General features: G+C 54.8%; 16 protein-coding genes. 3 read left to right on the forward strand and 13 right to left on the reverse strand.

All coding sequences use genetic code 11. The features are described 5' to 3' along the window. Positions 1–94: 94 nt before the first annotated feature. Positions 95–262 (forward strand): DUF2897 family protein, encoded by a 168-nt coding sequence (locus ACSPX5_RS15190; RefSeq protein WP_065257130.1) that lies wholly within the window; start codon positions 95–97, stop codon positions 260–262. Positions 263–307: 45 nt separating this feature from the next. Here the strand turns inward: ACSPX5_RS15190 and ACSPX5_RS15195 are convergent, their stop codons facing one another. Then, positions 308–1159: an urea carboxylase-associated family protein gene (locus ACSPX5_RS15195; protein ID WP_169431350.1), complete on the reverse strand. Its 852-nt coding sequence runs from the start codon at positions 1157–1159 to the stop codon at positions 308–310. A 175-nt stretch (positions 1160–1334) separates the two neighbouring features. On the opposite strand from ACSPX5_RS15195, the gene ACSPX5_RS15200 reads away from it, so the two are divergent. Continuing rightward, positions 1335–1892: a TetR/AcrR family transcriptional regulator gene (locus ACSPX5_RS15200; RefSeq protein ID WP_169431351.1), complete on the forward strand. Its 558-nt coding sequence runs from the start codon at positions 1335–1337 to the stop codon at positions 1890–1892. Here the strand turns inward: ACSPX5_RS15200 and fabF are convergent. From fabF to ACSPX5_RS15220, 4 genes are all read right to left on the reverse strand, one after another. After that, positions 1889–3163, reverse strand: coding sequence for a beta-ketoacyl-ACP synthase II (gene fabF, locus ACSPX5_RS15205; RefSeq protein ID WP_439819847.1), 1275 nt, complete (start codon positions 3161–3163; stop codon positions 1889–1891). The two genes, ACSPX5_RS15200 and fabF, sit on opposite strands and share 4 nt — an antisense overlap. Positions 3164–3195: 32 nt before the next feature. Beyond that, positions 3196–3990 (reverse strand): SDR family NAD(P)-dependent oxidoreductase, encoded by a 795-nt coding sequence (locus ACSPX5_RS15210; RefSeq protein ID WP_169431353.1) that lies wholly within the window; start codon positions 3988–3990, stop codon positions 3196–3198. A gap of 217 nt (positions 3991–4207) precedes the next feature. Beyond that, complete coding sequence (locus ACSPX5_RS15215; RefSeq protein ID WP_439819848.1) at positions 4208–4546, reverse strand: ComEA family DNA-binding protein; 339 nt, start codon at positions 4544–4546, stop codon at positions 4208–4210. A gap of 112 nt (positions 4547–4658) precedes the next feature. Then, a complete protein-coding gene (locus tag ACSPX5_RS15220; protein ID WP_169431355.1) occupies positions 4659–6653 on the reverse strand; it encodes a polysaccharide biosynthesis protein in 1995 nt (664 codons plus the stop codon). A gap of 393 nt (positions 6654–7046) precedes the next feature. Here ACSPX5_RS15220 and ACSPX5_RS15225 point away from each other — a divergent pair, with 393 nt between their 5' ends. Beyond that, positions 7047–7811: an SGNH/GDSL hydrolase family protein gene (locus ACSPX5_RS15225; protein WP_439819849.1), complete on the forward strand. Its 765-nt coding sequence runs from the start codon at positions 7047–7049 to the stop codon at positions 7809–7811. An 8-nt stretch (positions 7812–7819) separates the two neighbouring features. Here ACSPX5_RS15225 and ACSPX5_RS15230 read toward each other — a convergent pair whose 3' ends face one another. From ACSPX5_RS15230 to ACSPX5_RS15265, 8 genes are all read right to left on the reverse strand, one after another. Then, complete coding sequence (locus ACSPX5_RS15230) at positions 7820–9559, reverse strand: glycosyltransferase (RefSeq protein WP_439819850.1); 1740 nt, start codon at positions 9557–9559, stop codon at positions 7820–7822. 396 nt (positions 9560–9955) lie between these two features. Beyond that, a complete protein-coding gene (locus ACSPX5_RS15235; protein ID WP_439819851.1) occupies positions 9956–10972 on the reverse strand; it encodes an MraY family glycosyltransferase in 1017 nt (338 codons plus the stop codon). Continuing rightward, the gene (locus ACSPX5_RS15240; protein WP_439819852.1) at positions 10969–11940 is read right to left on the reverse strand and encodes a UDP-glucose 4-epimerase family protein; all 972 of its coding nucleotides are present in this window, start codon (positions 11938–11940) and stop codon (positions 10969–10971) included. The genes ACSPX5_RS15235 and ACSPX5_RS15240 overlap by 4 nt, the downstream gene beginning before the upstream one ends. A 199-nt stretch (positions 11941–12139) precedes the next feature. Further along, a complete protein-coding gene (locus ACSPX5_RS15245) occupies positions 12140–13519 on the reverse strand; it encodes an FAD/NAD(P)-binding protein (RefSeq protein WP_323161293.1) in 1380 nt (459 codons plus the stop codon). Beyond that, complete coding sequence (cysC, locus tag ACSPX5_RS15250) at positions 13516–14109, reverse strand: adenylyl-sulfate kinase (protein WP_169431360.1); 594 nt, start codon at positions 14107–14109, stop codon at positions 13516–13518. The genes ACSPX5_RS15245 and cysC overlap by 4 nt, the downstream gene beginning before the upstream one ends. Positions 14110–14278: 169 nt before the next feature. Next, positions 14279–15625, reverse strand: a complete 1347-nt coding sequence (locus tag ACSPX5_RS15255) for a glycosyltransferase (RefSeq protein WP_439819853.1) — start codon at positions 15623–15625, stop codon at positions 14279–14281. Between the two features lie 54 nt (positions 15626–15679). Further along, positions 15680–16612: an NAD-dependent epimerase/dehydratase family protein gene (locus ACSPX5_RS15260; RefSeq protein ID WP_169431362.1), complete on the reverse strand. Its 933-nt coding sequence runs from the start codon at positions 16610–16612 to the stop codon at positions 15680–15682. A gap of 94 nt (positions 16613–16706) precedes the next feature. Beyond that, positions 16707–18914: a glycosyltransferase family 4 protein gene (locus ACSPX5_RS15265; RefSeq protein ID WP_439819854.1), complete on the reverse strand. Its 2208-nt coding sequence runs from the start codon at positions 18912–18914 to the stop codon at positions 16707–16709. Between the last annotated feature and the right edge of the window lie 5 nt (positions 18915–18919).

Here is an 18919-nt window from a genome sequence, read left to right on the forward strand (position 1 = left end):
AATGGAACCACTGCGATTTCCCATCGCTCAAACGTGGTAAGCAGCATCGCCGGCGAAATCCTCGCCCGGCGACCTGCCATTAAGGAGAGCCGCTATGCCCTGGTATGCCTGGTTGATTCTGGTCGTTGCAATCGGCTCGATCGTGGGGGGTCTGATGATGCTGCGTGACACCGCCAACAAGGTCGAACTGACCGAAGAACAACGTCAACGCGTTGCCGAGCGCAATGCCGAAGCGGACATCAAGGACGCTCAGGATCGTTGAACGAAAAACCCCGCCTGAATCGGCGGGGTTTGTTTTAGACGGCGGTTATTTTTCCCACTCGGCCTTGGCAATGTGCAAACCATGCAGGCCTTTGTACGCGGCGCGTTCCGGCGAACTCCAGCCTTCGAGTAACGATTCGTCCAGCCGATAGATTTCCACCCCCAGCGGACGGCACACACTCAGCGGATCCTGCGCATCCGGCCCCCACATCGCCAACGACAGATCACCGCCGGGGCATGTCGACAACGCACACAGCAAGTCGATTTCCGCAAAGAACTCCAGATAATCGCCCTTCTGCGCCGGGCAGGCCTTCATGAAATACAAGTCATCGTGATTCAGGCCCGTGCACTGAAAGATATTCAGCACGTCGTGCACGTCGAATTCGGTCAGACCATGGGGCAGCACAGCGCGGGTCAAGTTGGAATGGCAATGATGATGAAAGTCTTCGCCGGTGAGCATCTTGTTCACATAGGGATCACAGCGCGTACCGAGCAAATCATGCAGGCGACCGCCGTGCTCGTCGATGCCGTAACCGGCCAGGCTGTCATCAGTGATGGTGATCAGCGGCCGAAGAAAAGGCAAGTTCGACCAGAGGCGATCATGTGTGCTGACATGGGCGCCCTGAAGTTGCCGGGTCCGGGCCGCCCACATCCGCTCGCGTGGATCGTGGGCATTCCACACATTGAAATCGCCCACCTGCGGCCCCACCGGTGTGGTGACACGAAACACATGTCCCGCCGGAACATGCCAGGCGCGACCGGTGCGGATCGGCACTTCGAATTGCTCGATCAGGGTTCGCGCGCCCTTTTCGTCGCGAATCCGCTCGTAGAACGGTGCATTGACCTGCAAGGCCGAGCCTTTACTGACTTGATAGGCGGCCGGATAGTCTTTGTACATGGTTCTCCTGCTCCTTGGGTGATGGCAACTTTGTGAGCTGCAACCACTATCCGTGCCAACCGACATCCGCTGACAGGATCATCTTGGATTCACACGCAGGCTTTTTAGAAGTAGAAGTACAGTCACCATTCAATTTTCATTGGTTAAGATGGTGGTCACGTTGCGGAGAGTTTAAATGCGTTACTCGCAAGATCATAAAGCCCAGACCCATCAGCGCATCATCAAGGAGGCGTCCGAACGGTTTCGCAAGGACGGCATTGGTGCGACCGGCCTGCAGCCCTTGATGAAGGCACTGGGACTGACCCACGGCGGCTTTTATTCGCATTTCAAATCCAAGGACGACCTGGTCGAAAAAGCCCTGCAAGCTGCCGGCGATCAGGTGGCAGGCCTGTGCGAAGAACTGTTCGCCCAGGAAAAACCGCTGGAAGCCTTCGTCGATACGTACCTCTCCGAATGGCATCAGACCTCTCCACATGAAGGCTGCCCGCTGTTGACCATCTCTTCTGAACTGGGATTGCGCGGCCAGCCGAGTCCGACCAGCGATCTCGTGCTCAAGGCTCGCCTGGATCAGATCCAGAACACCCTCGAAGGCGAAAACGCGGCCGAGCGCAGTATCGTCATCATGGCGACACTGGCCGGCGCGCTCCTGCTCTCACGCAGCGTCGCGGATGCCGGGTTGGCGCAGCAGATCCTCGACGTCACCCGCGAACACCTCAAGCGTTCCGAAGACTAATCCTGCCAACGCTTGAACAGCACACTGGCATTGACCCCACCGAATCCGAATCCGTTGGACAGCGCGTACTCGATCGGCATCGACCGCGCCGGACCGTGGACAATGTCCACGCCTTCGCTGGCCGGATCGGGATTGTCCAGATTGAGAGTGGGCGGAACGACCTGATCGCGGATCGCCAACAGCGTGAAGATCGCTTCAAGACCGCCGGCAGCGCCCAACAAATGCCCGGTGGCGGATTTGGTCGAGGTCACGGCGATCTTGTTCTGCGTCCCGAACACCGACTTGATGGCCGCCAGTTCGCCAAGGTCACCTACCGGCGTCGAGGTTGCGTGCGCATTGAGATGCTGCACCTGATACGGCGTGATACCCGCCTGAGCCAGCGCCAGCGTCATGGCTCGCCGGGCACCGCTGCCGTCTTCCGGCCCGGCAGTCAGGTGATAAGCGTCGGCGCTGGTGCCGTAGCCAACCAGTTCGACCAACGGTTGTGCACCGCGCGCCAGCGCATGCTCCAAAGATTCGATCACCAGCAGCCCGGCGCCCTCGCCCATCACAAACCCGTCCCTGCCACTGTCAAACGGCCGCGAAGCGCGTTCGGGCGTGTCGTTGTAGCCGCTGGATAAAGCACGCGCTGCCGCAAAACCGGCAAGGCTGACGCGGTCGATGCAGGCTTCCGCACCGCCGCACAACGCGATGTCGGCCTCGCCGGCGCGAATCAGCCGAGCGGCGTCACCGATCGCCTGCACGCCGGCCGCACACGCGGTGACTGGCGCACCAAGCGGTCCCTTGAGCCCGTGCTGGATCGAGACATTACCCGCCGCGAGATTGACCAGAAACGATGGGATGGTGAAGGGCGACAAGCGACGCGGACCACGGTTGTCGGTGGTGCGCACGGCTTCGGCGATTGCACCGAACCCGCCGACACCCGAACCGATAATGGTCGCAGTGCGCTCCTGAGCGTGAGAGTCGGACGGATGCCAACCGGCCTGCTCAAGCGCCTGACGGGCAGCCTCCATGGCGAACAGAATGAAACGATCCATTTTCTTCTGCTCCTTCGGCGGCGTCGCCCGATCCGGATCGAAACCGGCTTCGGCATCCTCTTCCATCGTCGGCACTACACCGCCGACCCGCGTCGGCAGATCGGCAATGACCGCTTCCGGCAGGTTTCGCAATCCCGAACGCCCGGCCAACAAACGCTGCCAGACGACTTCGACAACGCTGCCCAAGGGCGACACCAGGCCCATACCCGTGACAACTATTCGACGCTGATCCATATCGGGTTGACCTCTCACGACTCAGAAGTTTTTTATTTGTATCGGCTGGCCGCCGAACTGTGGGACAGGTTGGGAGCCATCACGTGACGCGCAGCCACGAAGGCTTGCCATTCCCCGGCGTCGGGCAGCGAAGGAATCGTGACGAGCTCGCCCTGATCCAGACCGGACAGCGCTGCATCGACCATCTCACCCGCCTCCATGACCATTTCCGCCGGAATACCGCTGGCGTCAAAGCCTGAACGCTCCCAGATCTCGGTACGGGTCACTCCAGGCAACACCGCTTGCACCTTGACCCCGGTGCCTTCCAGTTCCGTATTGAGCGACTGAGTGAGACTCAAAACATAAGCCTTGCTGGCACTGTAGGTCGCATTGAAACGTTCCGGGAACAAGGCGACGACCGACGCGATATTGATGATCGTGCCGCGCCCGGCCTTGGTGAACGCGGCTGCGGCTGCCGAGGCCAGCCGGGTAAGGGTCGTGACGTTCAGTTGAATCAGGTTTTCCAGTTGGTCCGGGTCGGCATTGGCCAGCAATCCGTTCACTGCAACCCCGGCATTGTTGACCAACAGATTGATGCTGGAGTCGCTGCGCAGGCGTTGCTCGAGTTTGAGCACTTCAGCCTTTTGCGTGAGATCGGCCTTCAGCACGTCGACCCGGACACCATGAGCGTCCCGCAACTTGCTGGCCGCCGCTTCCAGGCGCTCCTGATCTCGGGCGACCAGCAACAGATCAAAACCACGCGCAGCCAATCGTTCCGCATACACGGCACCGATGCCGGAGGACGCACCGGTGACAAGCGCGGTGCCCTGGGATTTCGAGGAATTCATGGCAATACTCCTGAAGCAAATGGGAAGGGTCGCATCTGAAGGCGAGCCTGTGCCTCAGTGTCGACGAATATATTATAGGCATAATCTCAAGCTTATATGATAGCCATAATTTTCGACTGCCCGACAGGAGGGCTACGACCATCCACCGCACTTCATCTTTCGGCCGAAAATGAAAAGGGCCGGTCAATGACCGGCCCCTTGGCGTCTAACAATCAGCTTAGTTCACTTCCAGCTTGTCGCGATTGCGATCCAGGATCGCTTTGCCGATGCCCTTCACTTCCAGCAATTCTTCTACCGAGGCAAATGGCCCATTAGCATCACGGTAGGCAACAATCGCCTTGGCTTTCGCTTCCCCTACACCGGATAACTGCTTTTGCAAGGTAGCGGCATCGGCGCCGTTGAGATCGACCTTTTCAGTCGACGCCAACCTGTCGGTCACTTCCGCGACCACTGTCGCCTTCTCCGTTTGAGAGACGGCAAGAGGGGCAGCAACAGTGGCTATTGAGGCGCTGGCAAGCAGTGCAAAAAACAGAGAGTAGAAAAAACCGTTACGCATAAATGACGCTCCATGACATCGATTGAGAGAGCAGCTTTTCCCAAGCTGCCTCCCAAACTTAGGTCATGTCTGGCGAGAGTCAAAAGTGTGTCTATTACAGGATATGAAACAATCAGGGTTCAAGCCTGCGCTGCTGATAAATCCAGTCGACGATCTCGCCGTCAGGTGCGTAGCCGCTCACGGTTTCGCGCAGTAATTGACGAACCCGGGAATAATCATCGCGATCAAGGGCTGCAAGCAATTCAGTCAATCGTGACTTCAATAGGTCCCACGGCAAATGATCTTCATTGGCGGTCATGATCATCGGATGCGGCGTGGCAGCTACGTTGTCGCCTATCAAAAGCTCTTCATAGAGTTTTTCACCAGGGCGCAGTCCAGTGAATTCAATCGAAATGTCACCCTGCGGATTGCGCTCGGAGCGAATGCTCAGACCGGAGAGATGAATCATTTTCTCGGCGAGTTCGACGATTCTGACCGGCTCCCCCATATCGAGTACGAATACATCGCCACCTTGTCCCATCGACCCCGCCTGAATGACGAGTTGTGCGGCCTCAGGGATGGTCATGAAATAGCGGGTTATTTTCGGATGAGTGACAGTCAGCGGACCGCCCGATTTGATCTGGCTGTGAAACAGTGGAATCACTGAGCCGGAGGAGCCCAGCACATTGCCGAAGCGCACCATGGTAAAGCGGGTTTTATTGACCCGGGATACGTTGGCGTTGTCTCCGAACAATACCGGCGCGGTCTCGCGGCTCAAAGCCTGCAGCGTCAGCTCCGCAAGACGCTTTGTACTGCCCATGATGTTGGTGGGGCGCACCGCCTTGTCAGTGGAAATAAGCACAAAATTCGAGACGCCGGACTGAAGTGCAGCCTGTGCCGTGTTGAGTGTGCCGATCACATTGTTGAGCACACCCTCCGCGATATTGTGCTCAACCATTGGCACATGCTTGTAGGCTGCCGCGTGATAGACGGTGTCCACCTTCCAGGTTTTCATCACATCGAGCAGCTTGTCCTCATTACGGATGGAGCCGAGGATCGGCAACAGGCGAACGGGTGTCGACTCCCTGCAACCACGATGTTCGAGTTCCGAGAGAATGCTGTACAGGTTGAACTCGCTGTGTTCGTAGAGCACCAGGGTCGTCGGACCCAGGGTGAAAATCTGCCGGCACAGTTCGGCACCGATAGAGCCACCAGCTCCCGTGACCATCACAACCTTGCCATTGATGCAACGTGCCAGCAGATCCGGCTGAGCCGGTACCGAGTCCCTGCCCAGCAAGTCGGCAATATCGACTTCCTGAATGTCTTCGACCTTGACCCGGCCACTGGCCAGATCCGTGAAGTTCGGGACACTGCGCACGTGAAGAGGAAAACCTTCCAGCAGATTGAGAATCTCCCGACGCCGGGCTCGGGTCGAAGACGGCAATGCCAGGAGCATTTCCTGAGCGCCGGTCACGTCGATCATCTGTTGAATGTTTCTGGGCTTGTAAACCTGGAGCCCTGAAATCGAGCGATCCGAGATGTCGGGATCATCGTCAATGAAGGCTACCGGACGCATGACCCGACCCATTCGAAGGGCAGCGACAAGTTGATTGCCAGCAACACCCGCCCCGTAAACAGCTACCTTGATCAATCCATCATCACGACTGGTGAACGGCACATGTTGAGCGGCGGTGAACCAGTCCCCCATGAAAAACTGACGCATGCAAAGTCGCAAGCCGCCAATGATCATCATGCTCAACCACCAGTAGTTGAAGATGATCGAGCGCGGAACCACGGATTCGTGATTGCTGTACCAGTAAACGACCACCGCCAGAATCAGCGAGGACAGACTGACTGCCTTGACGATGGCAATCAGCGCGTCATTGCCGAAGTAACGCATGACCGCTCGATACATGCCGAAGCGTATGAACAGCGGAATGGCGATAACGGGAGCGCAGGCGAAGAGCCAGATGTGTGCCTTGAACGGGTTATACATATCATCGATACCCAGACGCACGATGAACGACAACCACAGGGCGACCCATACCAGAACAATGTCGGTAGCCACCTGAAGCAAACGTTTCTGTTTGCGAGGCAAACCCAACAGAACAGTACGCACTTTATCCATTCACTCGTTCGAGCACTTGGCTCCCTCCTTCGACAGTCGACGACCCGCATTGTAACCTCAATGCAGGAGGCACTATCTGAATATTGACCGGCTACAGCCCGTGAATTGGTACGGCATTTCGACATCAGCATTTCGAACGGTTCAAGCGCTTTACAGTCGACAAAAAGCGGATTTGATCCCCCAAAAGCGAGCCCGTGAATTGTACTGTCGGCATGATTCGACAAGAGTCCCGGATCAATGACTTCAGACAGTCACCTCCAGACATCGACAGACTGCTCAAGGTGCTCGCTGAGCAGACTTGTGACTCAACTAGGCGCACATGCCCTGACCCTATAGAATTTCGCTCTGGTCAATGCACCACCTCAAATCACTGAATCAGGAAGCTCTCAGACAATGACCCCTGTACTAGTACTCGGCGACTCTCACGCGTCAGTTTTCAGTTCGGATGAAATGAGAACGCTGCTGTCCGAGTATTCGTTCGAGGTCATTTCCGTCGGAGGAGCAACTGTATCGGGATTGAAAAATCCAAATGCCGTCACTCAGGCGATGCCACAATTCAAGGCCGCACTGGATGCGACGCACGCCAAGACAGTCATCGTCATGCTCGGCGAGGTCGATACCGGATTTGTGATTTGGTATAGAGCACAGAAACACGATAGCTCAGTTGAGCAAATGCTGCAGTTGGCCCTTGATAACTATCAAAAGCTTCTGAAAGACATTGCTCGGACGCATCAAGTAATCGCCCTCAGTACGCCCTTGCCGACGATTCAGGATGAAATGGAATGGGGTGAAGTTGCAAACCTGCGAAAAGAAGTAAAAGCGTCACTGGCTGACAGAACTCGATTGACCATTGAGTTCAACAACCGCATGGAAGAGTTTTGCCGCCGTGAACGCTTCAGTTACTTGAATCTCGACAGTCACTCGATAGATGCATCCGGACGCCTCAAGGAATCCTTGCGCAACCCTGATCCCAGTGACCATCACTATGACCCATCGGCCCACGCTCTCATGATCGCGCCCTGCTTGGCGCCCCTGCTTGAACACTGCCGGCGCATGGAGCACGAAGGCATTGACAGCCTGGACGCCAATGCCGCCGATAGACCTGACCGTTGTAATCTCCTCAGTAGACTGTGGCGAGCAATGTCGAGTAAAAAATAAGTCAGCGGCTACCCACACCTGTCCCAAACGCCTCGAGGGCTTCCCGCACGAAGGTAGTCGGCAAAGGGATCGGATCCGGCGACCGCCAGACCGCGTTCGGACACGTAGGCGTCAGGCTGAAAACCCGCAACGAGTGGCGGAACACTCATACCCCGCGCCCTTCCCCGTATATTGCTCAAGACATCTTGAACGACGGTTGCTCCATTGCCTCCGACCAACAGGCCCGACTCGACGATGGTATCGACATCCTGCTTTTCCTGTCGGGTTCGTCTGGATGCACTTACACCCAACGCTTCGATTTTTCTGACATAGGAATCCATGTCGAAATAGGTCGCCGCCGCGTCATAACTCAGATTGACTGCTTGCTCATACAACGAACTCGAATCAGCCAGCGCGAATATCTTCTCGGCGGCACTGGTGACATCCAGATAATTGGCAACACACACATCCCGCAATCCGCAGGACGAAAGAAAATCTGAAATCCCGCTCGCCTTGTCGAAACAGACTACCGGCAGCCGCTCCGCAATGGCATCAATGGCGACGTTAGGCAATGGATCCAGCCTTGAGGAAATGAACAGCACATCCGCTTCTTCATATGCGGTGCTGATTGCGGAGGTCTCCCCCAGTATCACGAACCGGTCTCGCAAACCCGATCGTTTGATCTGATCAGCGAGATAGACCGAATACCCATCTTCGGCACCCTGCATGTAGCCCTGACCAATCCAGACAAAACGAAACCGCTCTCCCCCGGGGCTATTCATGGCCTTGATCGCACATTGGATAAAAAGATCTACGCCCTTACGAAAATTGACATACCCGGCGCCAAATACAACAAACTTTCTGTCAGTGTCACTTTTCGGTCGAATTTGTTCCCGAAGCTTATCCGCCTCCATCCGTGCTTGATCTTCACTGCCTTTTTGCTCGGTAAGAACGCACCGCCCTTGTGGAAGGATATGCGTGGGGAAGTGCTTAAATGCCGGAAATGAATCCTGTGCGTTCTCCTGCGTCAACCCCGCAGAAAACACAACTTCACTACTCCACAATAATGTATCCGACAACAAAGCCTGTGAATTGGGGTAGGCAGAGGCAAACTCATGAATCAGATAAACAGATGGAATAAAGTTCCTGGCAAGCGGTTCAAGAACGAGATTGCACTCCATACTATTGACCAGTGCAAACTGGAAACGGAACTCGACACTCAACTGTTGTATTGCAAGTTGCACATACTCAGCATTATGTCTGAGTGCGGGACTGCTCACGGTTGCAACAGCGGCATCCTTAAACGCCCCCAGGAGCGGGCCATTTCCAAGCAGTAATACAACCACGTTATATCGAACCGACAAGCGCTCGACGAGATTGAGCGCCAGAATGGGGGCTCCCGAACGCGATGCCTCATGACTGACAACCAGGATGGTGTCCAGCTCAGGATTAAAGGCATGCGTCTCGGAACGATGCACTAGCGGCAACGTCACGACCCGCCAGGCATCATGCCGACCGTGGTTCAAGTAATGATGGACAGGGTCAGCGGCGCCCAGGTCAGGGTTCATTCGTAAATAGAATGCCGGATCAAAATTCTCAGGAAGCAGGCTCGCATCGTGAGTTTCTCCGATGCCAGCCGGTGACATCACCCCCGCAGCCAACGGCGAATTATTCTTTTGCAGCTTCGGAGGAAGATTGGGATTCGCCAGCCTTAACCGTGCAGCATTCACAAACCCTAGAAGTTTTGACAGGAAGATACTGCGAGACAAAATCTGCTCCTCTCCGATCGCTTTATTCCAAGAACAAAGCATCATTAGAAATACTGTTATACACCTGATGAGTCAAATCACTTACCGGACAAAGCCAGCCCCAGTGTTGATTCCGACCCGACGTAGACACCAAACGTTCCATCGACGAATTCAGTATTAATTTCGAGGACTTCAGTCCTCGAGGCGGCATTGCGGTTGCCGTTGTACGCGCAGGGATACACACTTTTTACAATTTATGGATCAGTCTTGGCCATAGGCACTCGCTTTTCTGCGGTGACAGAGCGTATTGGCGTTTCAGATCGCAATGAGGATGTTGCGTGCAACTCGTCCCACCTGCCCCGCTCTGGCAGGTGGGACGCACGCCTGCACAGCAAATGCCATGCGCACCAAGGTTGCTCAACTGGCTTCCAGCTGGCCTGCTTGATACTTTACCGCCAGCCAAACAAGAGGCACGTATGCCATCACCAATGCGAGTACGCCATCAACCTTGAAGCAGACGACACAGAGTGCAATCGGCAGCAGCCACAGGAGATTGATCAGTCCGACCACGGAAGTCACCGGCAAATGACTGCCGACCCGACGGGACGCAAACTGATAGGCGTGACTGCGATGCGCCTCGTAGACCTTATCCCCGCGCAACAACCGACGTAACAGGGTAAATGTCGCATCGACAATGAACACACCTAACAATATCAGCCAGGCCCACAGCAAGCCTGGCTCCACCCAGGCAGCCTGGAGTGACAGGACACCCAGGATGATTCCCAGAAATCCGCTGCCCGCATCCCCCATGAAAATTTTTGCCGGCGGGAAGTTCCAGCACAGAAAACCACCTGCGCAAATTGCGAGCAAGATGGGTGGCCACGCCAGTTCGGGCAAGCCGATCACCCAATACAACAACCCCGCACCCAAGCCGATCGTAACGGCTTCGACACCGGCAATACCGTCAATGCCGTCCATGAAGTTGTACAGATTAAGCATCCAGACCAGGTAGATGACGGCCACAAGATGCCCCAACCAGCCCAGTTGAATACTGAAGCCGCCGATCATCACGGGTGGCAGCCCACCAATCCAGTAAACACCCCATGCTGCTGCAAAAAAATGAGCCAGAAGGCGCCAGCGCGCAGCGACATGACCATGGTCGTCCAAAAAACCTATAACAGCGGTGATACCGCCTGCCCCCATTAATGCAATCAATGCTCCTTGGCCAATAAGCCCGACCTGGAACAGCACCAACAATGCAAGGATGAACACCAGCACGATGGCGACCCCTCCTCCTCGCGGAGTGGGAACCGAATGGGAACTGCGCTGATTGGGTATATCCATCAGACTTCGCGACAGCGCGTAACGGCGCAGACAGGCGGTCAGGACGAAAGATAGCCCGGCCACCGCCGGGATGAGCCACCAATGATTCATGGTTTTCGGGTTTCCAGAAATGGTTTCACGGTGGCGGCCAGACCCTGCTCAAAGCTGAATGGCGGAACCCAACCCAGCAAACGCTGGTTCTTACCGATATCGACCTGGAGCGAACCGAAAACTCGCTGGGCAACCGCACCTCGCCCCACCAGTCTTGCCATGGCACTCACCAGACTGACTGGCAATGGGAGCAGTACAGCGCGCTTTTTCAGGGCGGCGGCGATACTACGCAACAACTCCGTGGTTGATACATCATGCCCGTCACTGGCCAAAAAGACCTGACCAGCCGCAGCGGGATGTACAAAGCACGTCACGATCAGATCAATCAGGTTATCAAGGCTTACCAGGCTTCGTCGGTTGTGTACCGCGCCCAATGGCAGAGGAATTCCGCGCTGCAACCAGCGGATCATACTCAAGAAATTGGCTTTTACACCCGCCCCATAAACCAGAACGGGCCGGATGATCACAACTTCCATTTCAGTGGTTGTTGAGAGTTGTTTCAATCCAATTTCTGCTTCGAGCTTGGAGATACCGTAAGGATCGACGGGAGCCGGTGTGTCATCGGCAGTAAATACGCTACCCGGCTCGGTGAACTCACCATTTACCTTGATTGAGCTGATGAAGATAAAACGTTTCACACCGGCCTTTGCTGCCTGTCGGGCAAGATTCAGAGTGGCATCGACATTCACCCGCCGAAACTCCGCCAGCGGATCCGTTGCCGCCTCATCCATGACGTGCACTCGCGCACCGCAATGCACTACGACATCAATCCCGGTTAACGCATCTCGCCAATCAGCATTGGCCGTCATGTCTGCAAGCATGAAACGACGAATTTCCCGAGGCAGATCGAGACACTCCCGTCTCAAGGCGGCAACCGGCAGATAACTTTTGGAAGTTGCCAGATGTCGCAGCAAGGCCCCACCCAGAAATCCCGACCCACCCGTCACAAGCACGGATTGAACACTCATTGACAAGGCTCAACCCGAGGACGCCGAACCTTTGAAATCAAACGACAGGTGAACGGGGACGAATAACTCACGACAACGTCATCGAGACCAGACCTGCTAACCGGCACCATTTATTATTCACTCAGGCGTTGTTGATTGTTTGATCACTGTCCAAAAACGAAAGAAGTCGCCCGACCTGAAGACCGGGCGAATGCTCCCACTACCGACTGATGCTTGTAGCGACCCGCAAGGCCAGATCCTTCGCATATTTTCTCAATTCCGGGACAGCAGTGGCCTCCCAGAATTGCGCCTTGAGCATCGGGCCAACATAACTCAACCAAGGCACCGTGTTGCCGTGCGCATCCAATACGCAAAGCGATTCATCAACACGGATACCCAATCCCAGGCTGTCCAGCTTTATCAGACCTGCCTGACGCAACTGAGCGATCAGACGATCATCAACGCGGGCAAGGTTTGAGTTCGGTCCGGTGCAATTGATGACATGCGAAACGTCAACGGTCTCGACCGTGGACTTTCCTCGCTGTTCAACATGAACACGCAAGCCTTTTGCCAACCGCTCGATACTCTGGATTCTTCCTGCCATTGGCCGAAGTCGGCCCTGTTCGATCTGCGCTGAAAATGCTTTGAAAGACTCAGGTGCGACTCTGTGGCGATGAGCATCCCAGTAGACTTGCAGATGACGCAGAAAACGCCGCCGCTCCACTTCATTCAAGCGGCCCCACAAGTGCGCTGTAATCGGTCGCAAGGCGCCGACAATATCGCGCCAGTCGATTTCTCTCTCAGCCGCCAGGCGAACCAGCTCGCGTATGCGGCGAAGGTAACCCAAAGCAGTCGGAGAAGCGGACTGCAGGCTCTGAACGACCTCGCCTGCAATGGACTCGACATGGCGAGAGGCACGGTGTGGCAATGGCCGGACACCACGCCGGGAGAGCATGTACACCAACCCCCGATGCCCCTGTTGATCCAAAGTCAACGCCACATCCAACGCAGTCAATCCGGCTCCCAACAGCAGAATCGGAGCTTGCGGATCGATCGGTTCTTCGATGGCCCCCGACCAGGGATCAGCCAGATAACGACCGGCGTCTCGGGCAACCGAGGTGATGGATGGGTTGAACGGTGAAAAATTTCCGAATGCCAGGATCACATGATCGGCAATCAGATTGCGGCCATCAACCAAGCTGATCCGGGCCTTTCCATCTTGATACTCAAGACTGTTGGCCTCGCAAGTGATCCGCTCGAAAGTCACCCCCTCTCGACAATTGTGCCCGGCATCGGCCAATAACCATGAGAGGTAGTCGCCATAGAGCTTTCGCGGCACAAAAGTAGATGACGTCGTACCCGGCAGGCGACCTTCGCAAAAGTGCAAAAAGTGATCTGGCTGATCGACCAATGCCGACATGTTGCCGGCCGGCACATTCAGCAAATGCCTTGAACTACTGGTGCCATACGCCAAACCTCGAGCCATTTCACCGGACCGGTTGAGCAGCACCACATGTGTACCAGGCTCGCAGACTTGCAAGAACTGCACGGCCGTCACCGCACCACTGAATCCCGCACCGATAATGACCAGGGTCTTCAATGATCCTTCCGCCCTTCCATAAATTGCATGATTTTTCTTACAGCCTCTGGCACATCATCCTTGAGTGTATTGATGTGAACATCCGGCGCTTCCGGCGGCTCATAGGAAGAATCGATACCGGTGAAGTTTTTCAGCTCGCCCGAGCGCGCCTTGGCGTAGAGCCCCTTTGTATCGCGGCGCTCGCACTCTTCCAAGGATGTGTCGATATGGACTTCAATAAAAAAAGCATCACCGATCACCTGCCGAGCCAATGCCCGGTCACGCCGAAACGGCGAGATGAACGCACTCACCACAATCAGCCCGGCATCGACGAACAACTTGGCAACTTCTGCAACTCGCCGGATATTTTCCGTACGGTCCTGATCGCTAAATTTCAGATCACGACACAGACCGAGACGAATGTTGTCTCCATCCAGCAGGTAGGTGTGACGATGTTCCTCCAGTAACGCCTGCTCAAGAGCGTTGGCAATCGTCGACTTACCGGCACCGCTTAGCCCGGTAAACCACAAAACCACAGGTCGTTGAGACTTGAGAGCACTACGCTGCTCCCGATCGACGACCATTTTATGAGCGACAAGATTTTCCGCCATCGCAAACACACCGCTGATATATATACATTGACTTGAATCAGGTATTTAACGCTTGAAGATGATTAATCTCTGACGTAAAAGCCCAAGTCCTGAAATAAGCGTGAAGGATAGACCGGGCCATTGCCCGCGCCAAGAAAAACCTCTACGAGCCGAAAAGAACCGACTATTCCTACATGGATGAGTTCCAAATCTGAAACAACTCATCCACATAGACAGAAACAGATTTTGGAGGCATGGAATTCGCAGACAACTCCTCCAGCAACCTCTCTTCGCCGATCAGGCGTGCGAGAGCGTGTTGGAGCCCAATAACGCTGCCTGGCGCAAATAGCAATCCGTTGACATCATGAGTAACCGCCTCGGCGATTCCGGGTACATCGGACGCCACAACGGGACAACCGGCAGCCTGAGCCGAGTAGACAACAAGCGGAGTATTTTCATTCCAGACAGATGGCACTACCAGTGCATCCAGGCCACCCAACACGTTGAAAATGTCATCATTCGAAAATGTGCCGCAGAACGTCACCGACTCATTCCCATCCGACAGACGATGCAGTTTGGCTACATATTCCGGAAATTCGGTTTGTTTGCCGTATATCTTGAGATGCACCTCGCGGGAAGAGAACTGCTGCAGCGCCTCCAGCAACACATGGCAGCCTTTATGCGAGGCGAGCGTACCGATGAAACCCAATACCAGCGGCCTATCATGCAACCTCCGCTCGCGCACCACGACAGGCTGGGCCAGGTTGATGCCATACGACGACCTGACCATTATTTCGGATCGCACGCCGTTACGCAGAAGCAGTGACTCAATCATCCGATTGGGCGCAATGACAGCCTGCAGAAGATTCAACCGACGAATGTTGCGGTCAAGACGCTTATCGAGAGCACGCACCTCACCCACGAACGAAACCGTTGGAATCCGAGGAGAACGAGCCAGACGCACCAAACTATCGCTGACACTGTCGGGAATTGCACTGACCAGAGTCGCGATTCGACCGGGCAGCAGATTGGCCGCGAAATGCACCGCACAATTTCCCGCGTCCGGACTCGGCCCGGCACAGGTCTGCCCGCCGCAGCGCAGCAACTGCCCAGTGGGACAAATACTCCAGAAGTCGGTCGGCGTGTAATAAGCAGGCACACCTGCCATCACGGCCTTTTCAATCAGTCCGGTGCCGAGGCGGTTAAGGTGAAAGAAGTGCACAACGTCCGGCTGGAACTCTTTCAGCAATTGCTGAAAAAAGTCCGCAGCCAGATGGTTATCATAGCCAATTTCGATTTTCGACGTCTGATCACCCATCGGCACATATGCGTGCCGAAATCGGTCCACCAGAAGCCCGTCGTAATGATATTGGTCGAATCGCTCTTGATCCGTCAGCGCTTCAGTGGCCGGAAAACCTGTGAAGATCCTTACCTCATGCCCCCGCCCCTTCAGCTCGCGAGCGACGGACAGAGTCAGAACTTCGGTGCCTGCAGAAAATTCCGGAAAAAACTGATGTACGGTGAGCAGTACCTTCATTCGAGGTTGCAGCCAGCATTGCTGGAGAGCAAAAGGCAGCTCACCCGATAACCCTCACTTCTGCGATTCTTTCTTGGCCCATTCAAACGTTCTGAAGATACCGTCTTTCATGGAAATCCTGGGCGACCATCCGAGATCATCCTGCGCCAATTTATTGCACAACACACTCACGGGTACATCGAAAGAACGCCCAGGCTTGTAGTTTCTGGCAACCGGGGCGCCGCTGACCTCTTCGATCATCGACATGAGGCTGTTCAAACTTGTACCGATACCCGAACTGATATTGAAAACACTGGTTTCGCCGGTGTAGGTCACCGCTTTTGCAAATGCCTCCGCCACGTCGCTGACATGAAGAAAATCGCGCTGGACGTTGCCGTCTCCCCAGATTTCTATCGGCGTGCCCTTCAATACATTATGAATGAACACACCCACAGCACCTTGGGCTGTTTCCACGCGCTGGCGCTCGCCATACGGATTGGCAACCCGCAGAGACACTTGTTTAATGCCATGAAGGTGGCTGTATAGATGCAAATATTTCTCGATGGCCAACTTGGTTATGCCATAAGAAACCTCTGGATCAGTCGGATGTTTCTCATCAATAGGAATGTACTTCGGAGCGCCGTAAACAGTCCCGCCCGACGAAATGAAAACAATTCGACCAACCTTTTTTTCAACCATGGCATCAAGCAATTGCAAAGTTGCAATTACGTTGCTTTGCACATCATAGATCGGGTTTTCATTCGAGCTTTTTGGCAAGGTCGTCGAAACAAGATGCAAAACAACATCAACGCCGTCGATTGCCTCTTTGATACTACTGATATCCGACAGATCGCCCGTCATCCACTCGACTTGCTCATCAGGCAGAAACGCACGATAGGCAGGCACTCTCGGGCGTTCGAAAACGCGGATCGAATGCTTATCCTGTAACAAACGATCAACGATAGTCGATCCGATAAAGCCGCCGCCGCCAAACACTGTGATTTTCATAAAAACTCTCGACTAACATCGAAACTGTCGAAAAAACATTGACGTTAATCTGCAATAAAAAAGACGAAAAACCTACCACACAAGCAGAAACGCGTCAAGAAACAGACACTTTCAACCTTCGCGCAACCCTCCTGATTAAAGGCCTGTTGAAAATGAACTTGGCCCAGCGATTTCGACGCACCTTCGCTATCAGGAAAGCAAGAATACCTTGATTGAATGGAGCAGCGGTCTGTGCTTCATTCGTCAGACAGTGCGTTGAGTACAGATGATCGAGATAGGAAGTGACTCGTCTGTTTTCCAACGCATTCGTCGCTATTTCTCTGGCCAACCCCAGCGGCAAAAATGGTTGAGACGAATGCTTTCTGTTGGCTCGTGCCTCATCCATGATTTCCAGCCACTGACGACTGGTTGCAGCGGCAGTATAGTTCGCCTCAATCAACTGCCGACAGGCCAGCGCCTTGCGACGACGTGTCTCGGCGTCCGCCGCCAACTCTTGAAGCACCTGCACATAACGAGCGACTTCATCCTCGCCATGCTGGACCAGGTATCCGGTTTCCGCACCCACCAACTCGTCCTGGCCACCCACATCAGCCACAACCGGAACCACACCCGCCGCCATGGATTCGATAAGCGCAACCGAAATGCCTTCATATTCGGATGGCATCAACAAGACGTCGGACACTGCCAGCAGGGAAAGCCAGTCAGCATGAGCCTTCGCCCCCAGCACCCGTACCTCTGTGCCCAGGTCATACTGCGCGATCAGACTTTCAAACGCAGGGCGCAACTCCCCCTCGCCAATGACCAAGGCATTGAAGCGAACCCCCTTCTGCTTCGCCACGCTTAAAATCTCGGCAAGCTTCAGCGGCCGCTTCTGATCGCACATACGACCGGCAAAAATAATGGTGAGAGCCTGCTCATCCAAAGCAAAACCGCGCAATACCGCACCGCGCTCGCCTTCGGACAGGGACACCGGATGAGATTTGATTCCCGTATACATCACTCGAATCTTTTCCGGATCGGCGCCGAGCCTCTCCATCCAATCGGACAAGTGACGCGTGCTCACCACATTCAGATCAAGCGCGTCCTGGTAACCAACCGCGAATCGCGGGTGCCCACCATTGAGCCAATGCATCTCTTCGGTATGGCACAAATCCACAAACGCCGTTTCAGGCGCCATGGTGCGCAAGTAAGGCAAAAGCTGATAGCCCAATGTACTGCCGGCGATCAGTACCGTGTCGATGCTCCGGGATTCAATCAGATACAAAATAAAGCGTGGAAAATCCGACAAAGACAGAAAATTCGGCAGCACGAAAACATCACGAGTCAATTCGGCAAACTTTCCGAGCCAGCGATGATCTGCTTCCAGGGTCGCGCACACAGTGACATCAGCGCCACCAGCAACCAGGCCTTCGATAAGGTCAATATTGACCCGATCAGCCCCCCCTTCAACCATCCACGGCAAGAGAAACATGACCCGCCGGCCACTTGCATTGCGCTTGAGCGGGTTGCGGAAAGGAAACGCAACCGGCAACGTTTCATAGGCTGAAGGAAAACGCCGATTGACCTGTGGAATTGCCTTACCGGCCTTTATCTGGTCAGAATCAACATCATGCCCCACCTCCGAGAAAGCGCACCACTGCAGATACTCGGGAATCGTGTATCCCCAATACCCCTTGTCAGCCAGGCAAGAAAGCATCGCGAGCGGATCTCGACCGTCAGACAAAATCGCGATATCGGAGAAAGTCTCCAACAACACCGAACTGCGGAATACCGCCGCTCTGACCCTCAATTGAGCACTGGCAAGGTAATGTTTACCCTCACTCAAATGATGGTTGATCAACCACCTATGCTCGCCCGGAATCATTCCCAAGGAGTTGCAAAAAGCAAATTCCGGATTCGATACCAAGGACCAGATGGCCTTTTCGATAAACGTTGATTTCAGTTGAGTTTTGGCATCCACCAGCACCACGTAATCAAATGCAGACCAAACCGCACTTGTGGATGCACACTCGGCACGTGGGCGTAAAAGAACGCGCTCATCTTTCGCAACTTCAGCAATAAACGCCGCACTCAACTGTTCATCCGAGTTGCCGTCGTAACAAACTAGCCACTGCCAACTTTGAAAGGTCTGCACCCGCAGTGACTTGTAAACACCTGACAAATCACATGCGCGCTCACTTGCCAAACTGACAACAAGAACAGGCGCAGCCTGCCCCCCTTCGGCTTGAGCAGCTACGTAATCATTAGCCAGTGCGACCGTACCACAATAGCTGGAGAAATCCGGCGGTGTTGAGTTTTGCATAACAA

Source organism: Pseudomonas sp. HLG18 (genome assembly GCF_051903985.1).
GTDB lineage: Bacteria > Pseudomonadota > Gammaproteobacteria > Pseudomonadales > Pseudomonadaceae > Aquipseudomonas > Aquipseudomonas fluorescens_BT.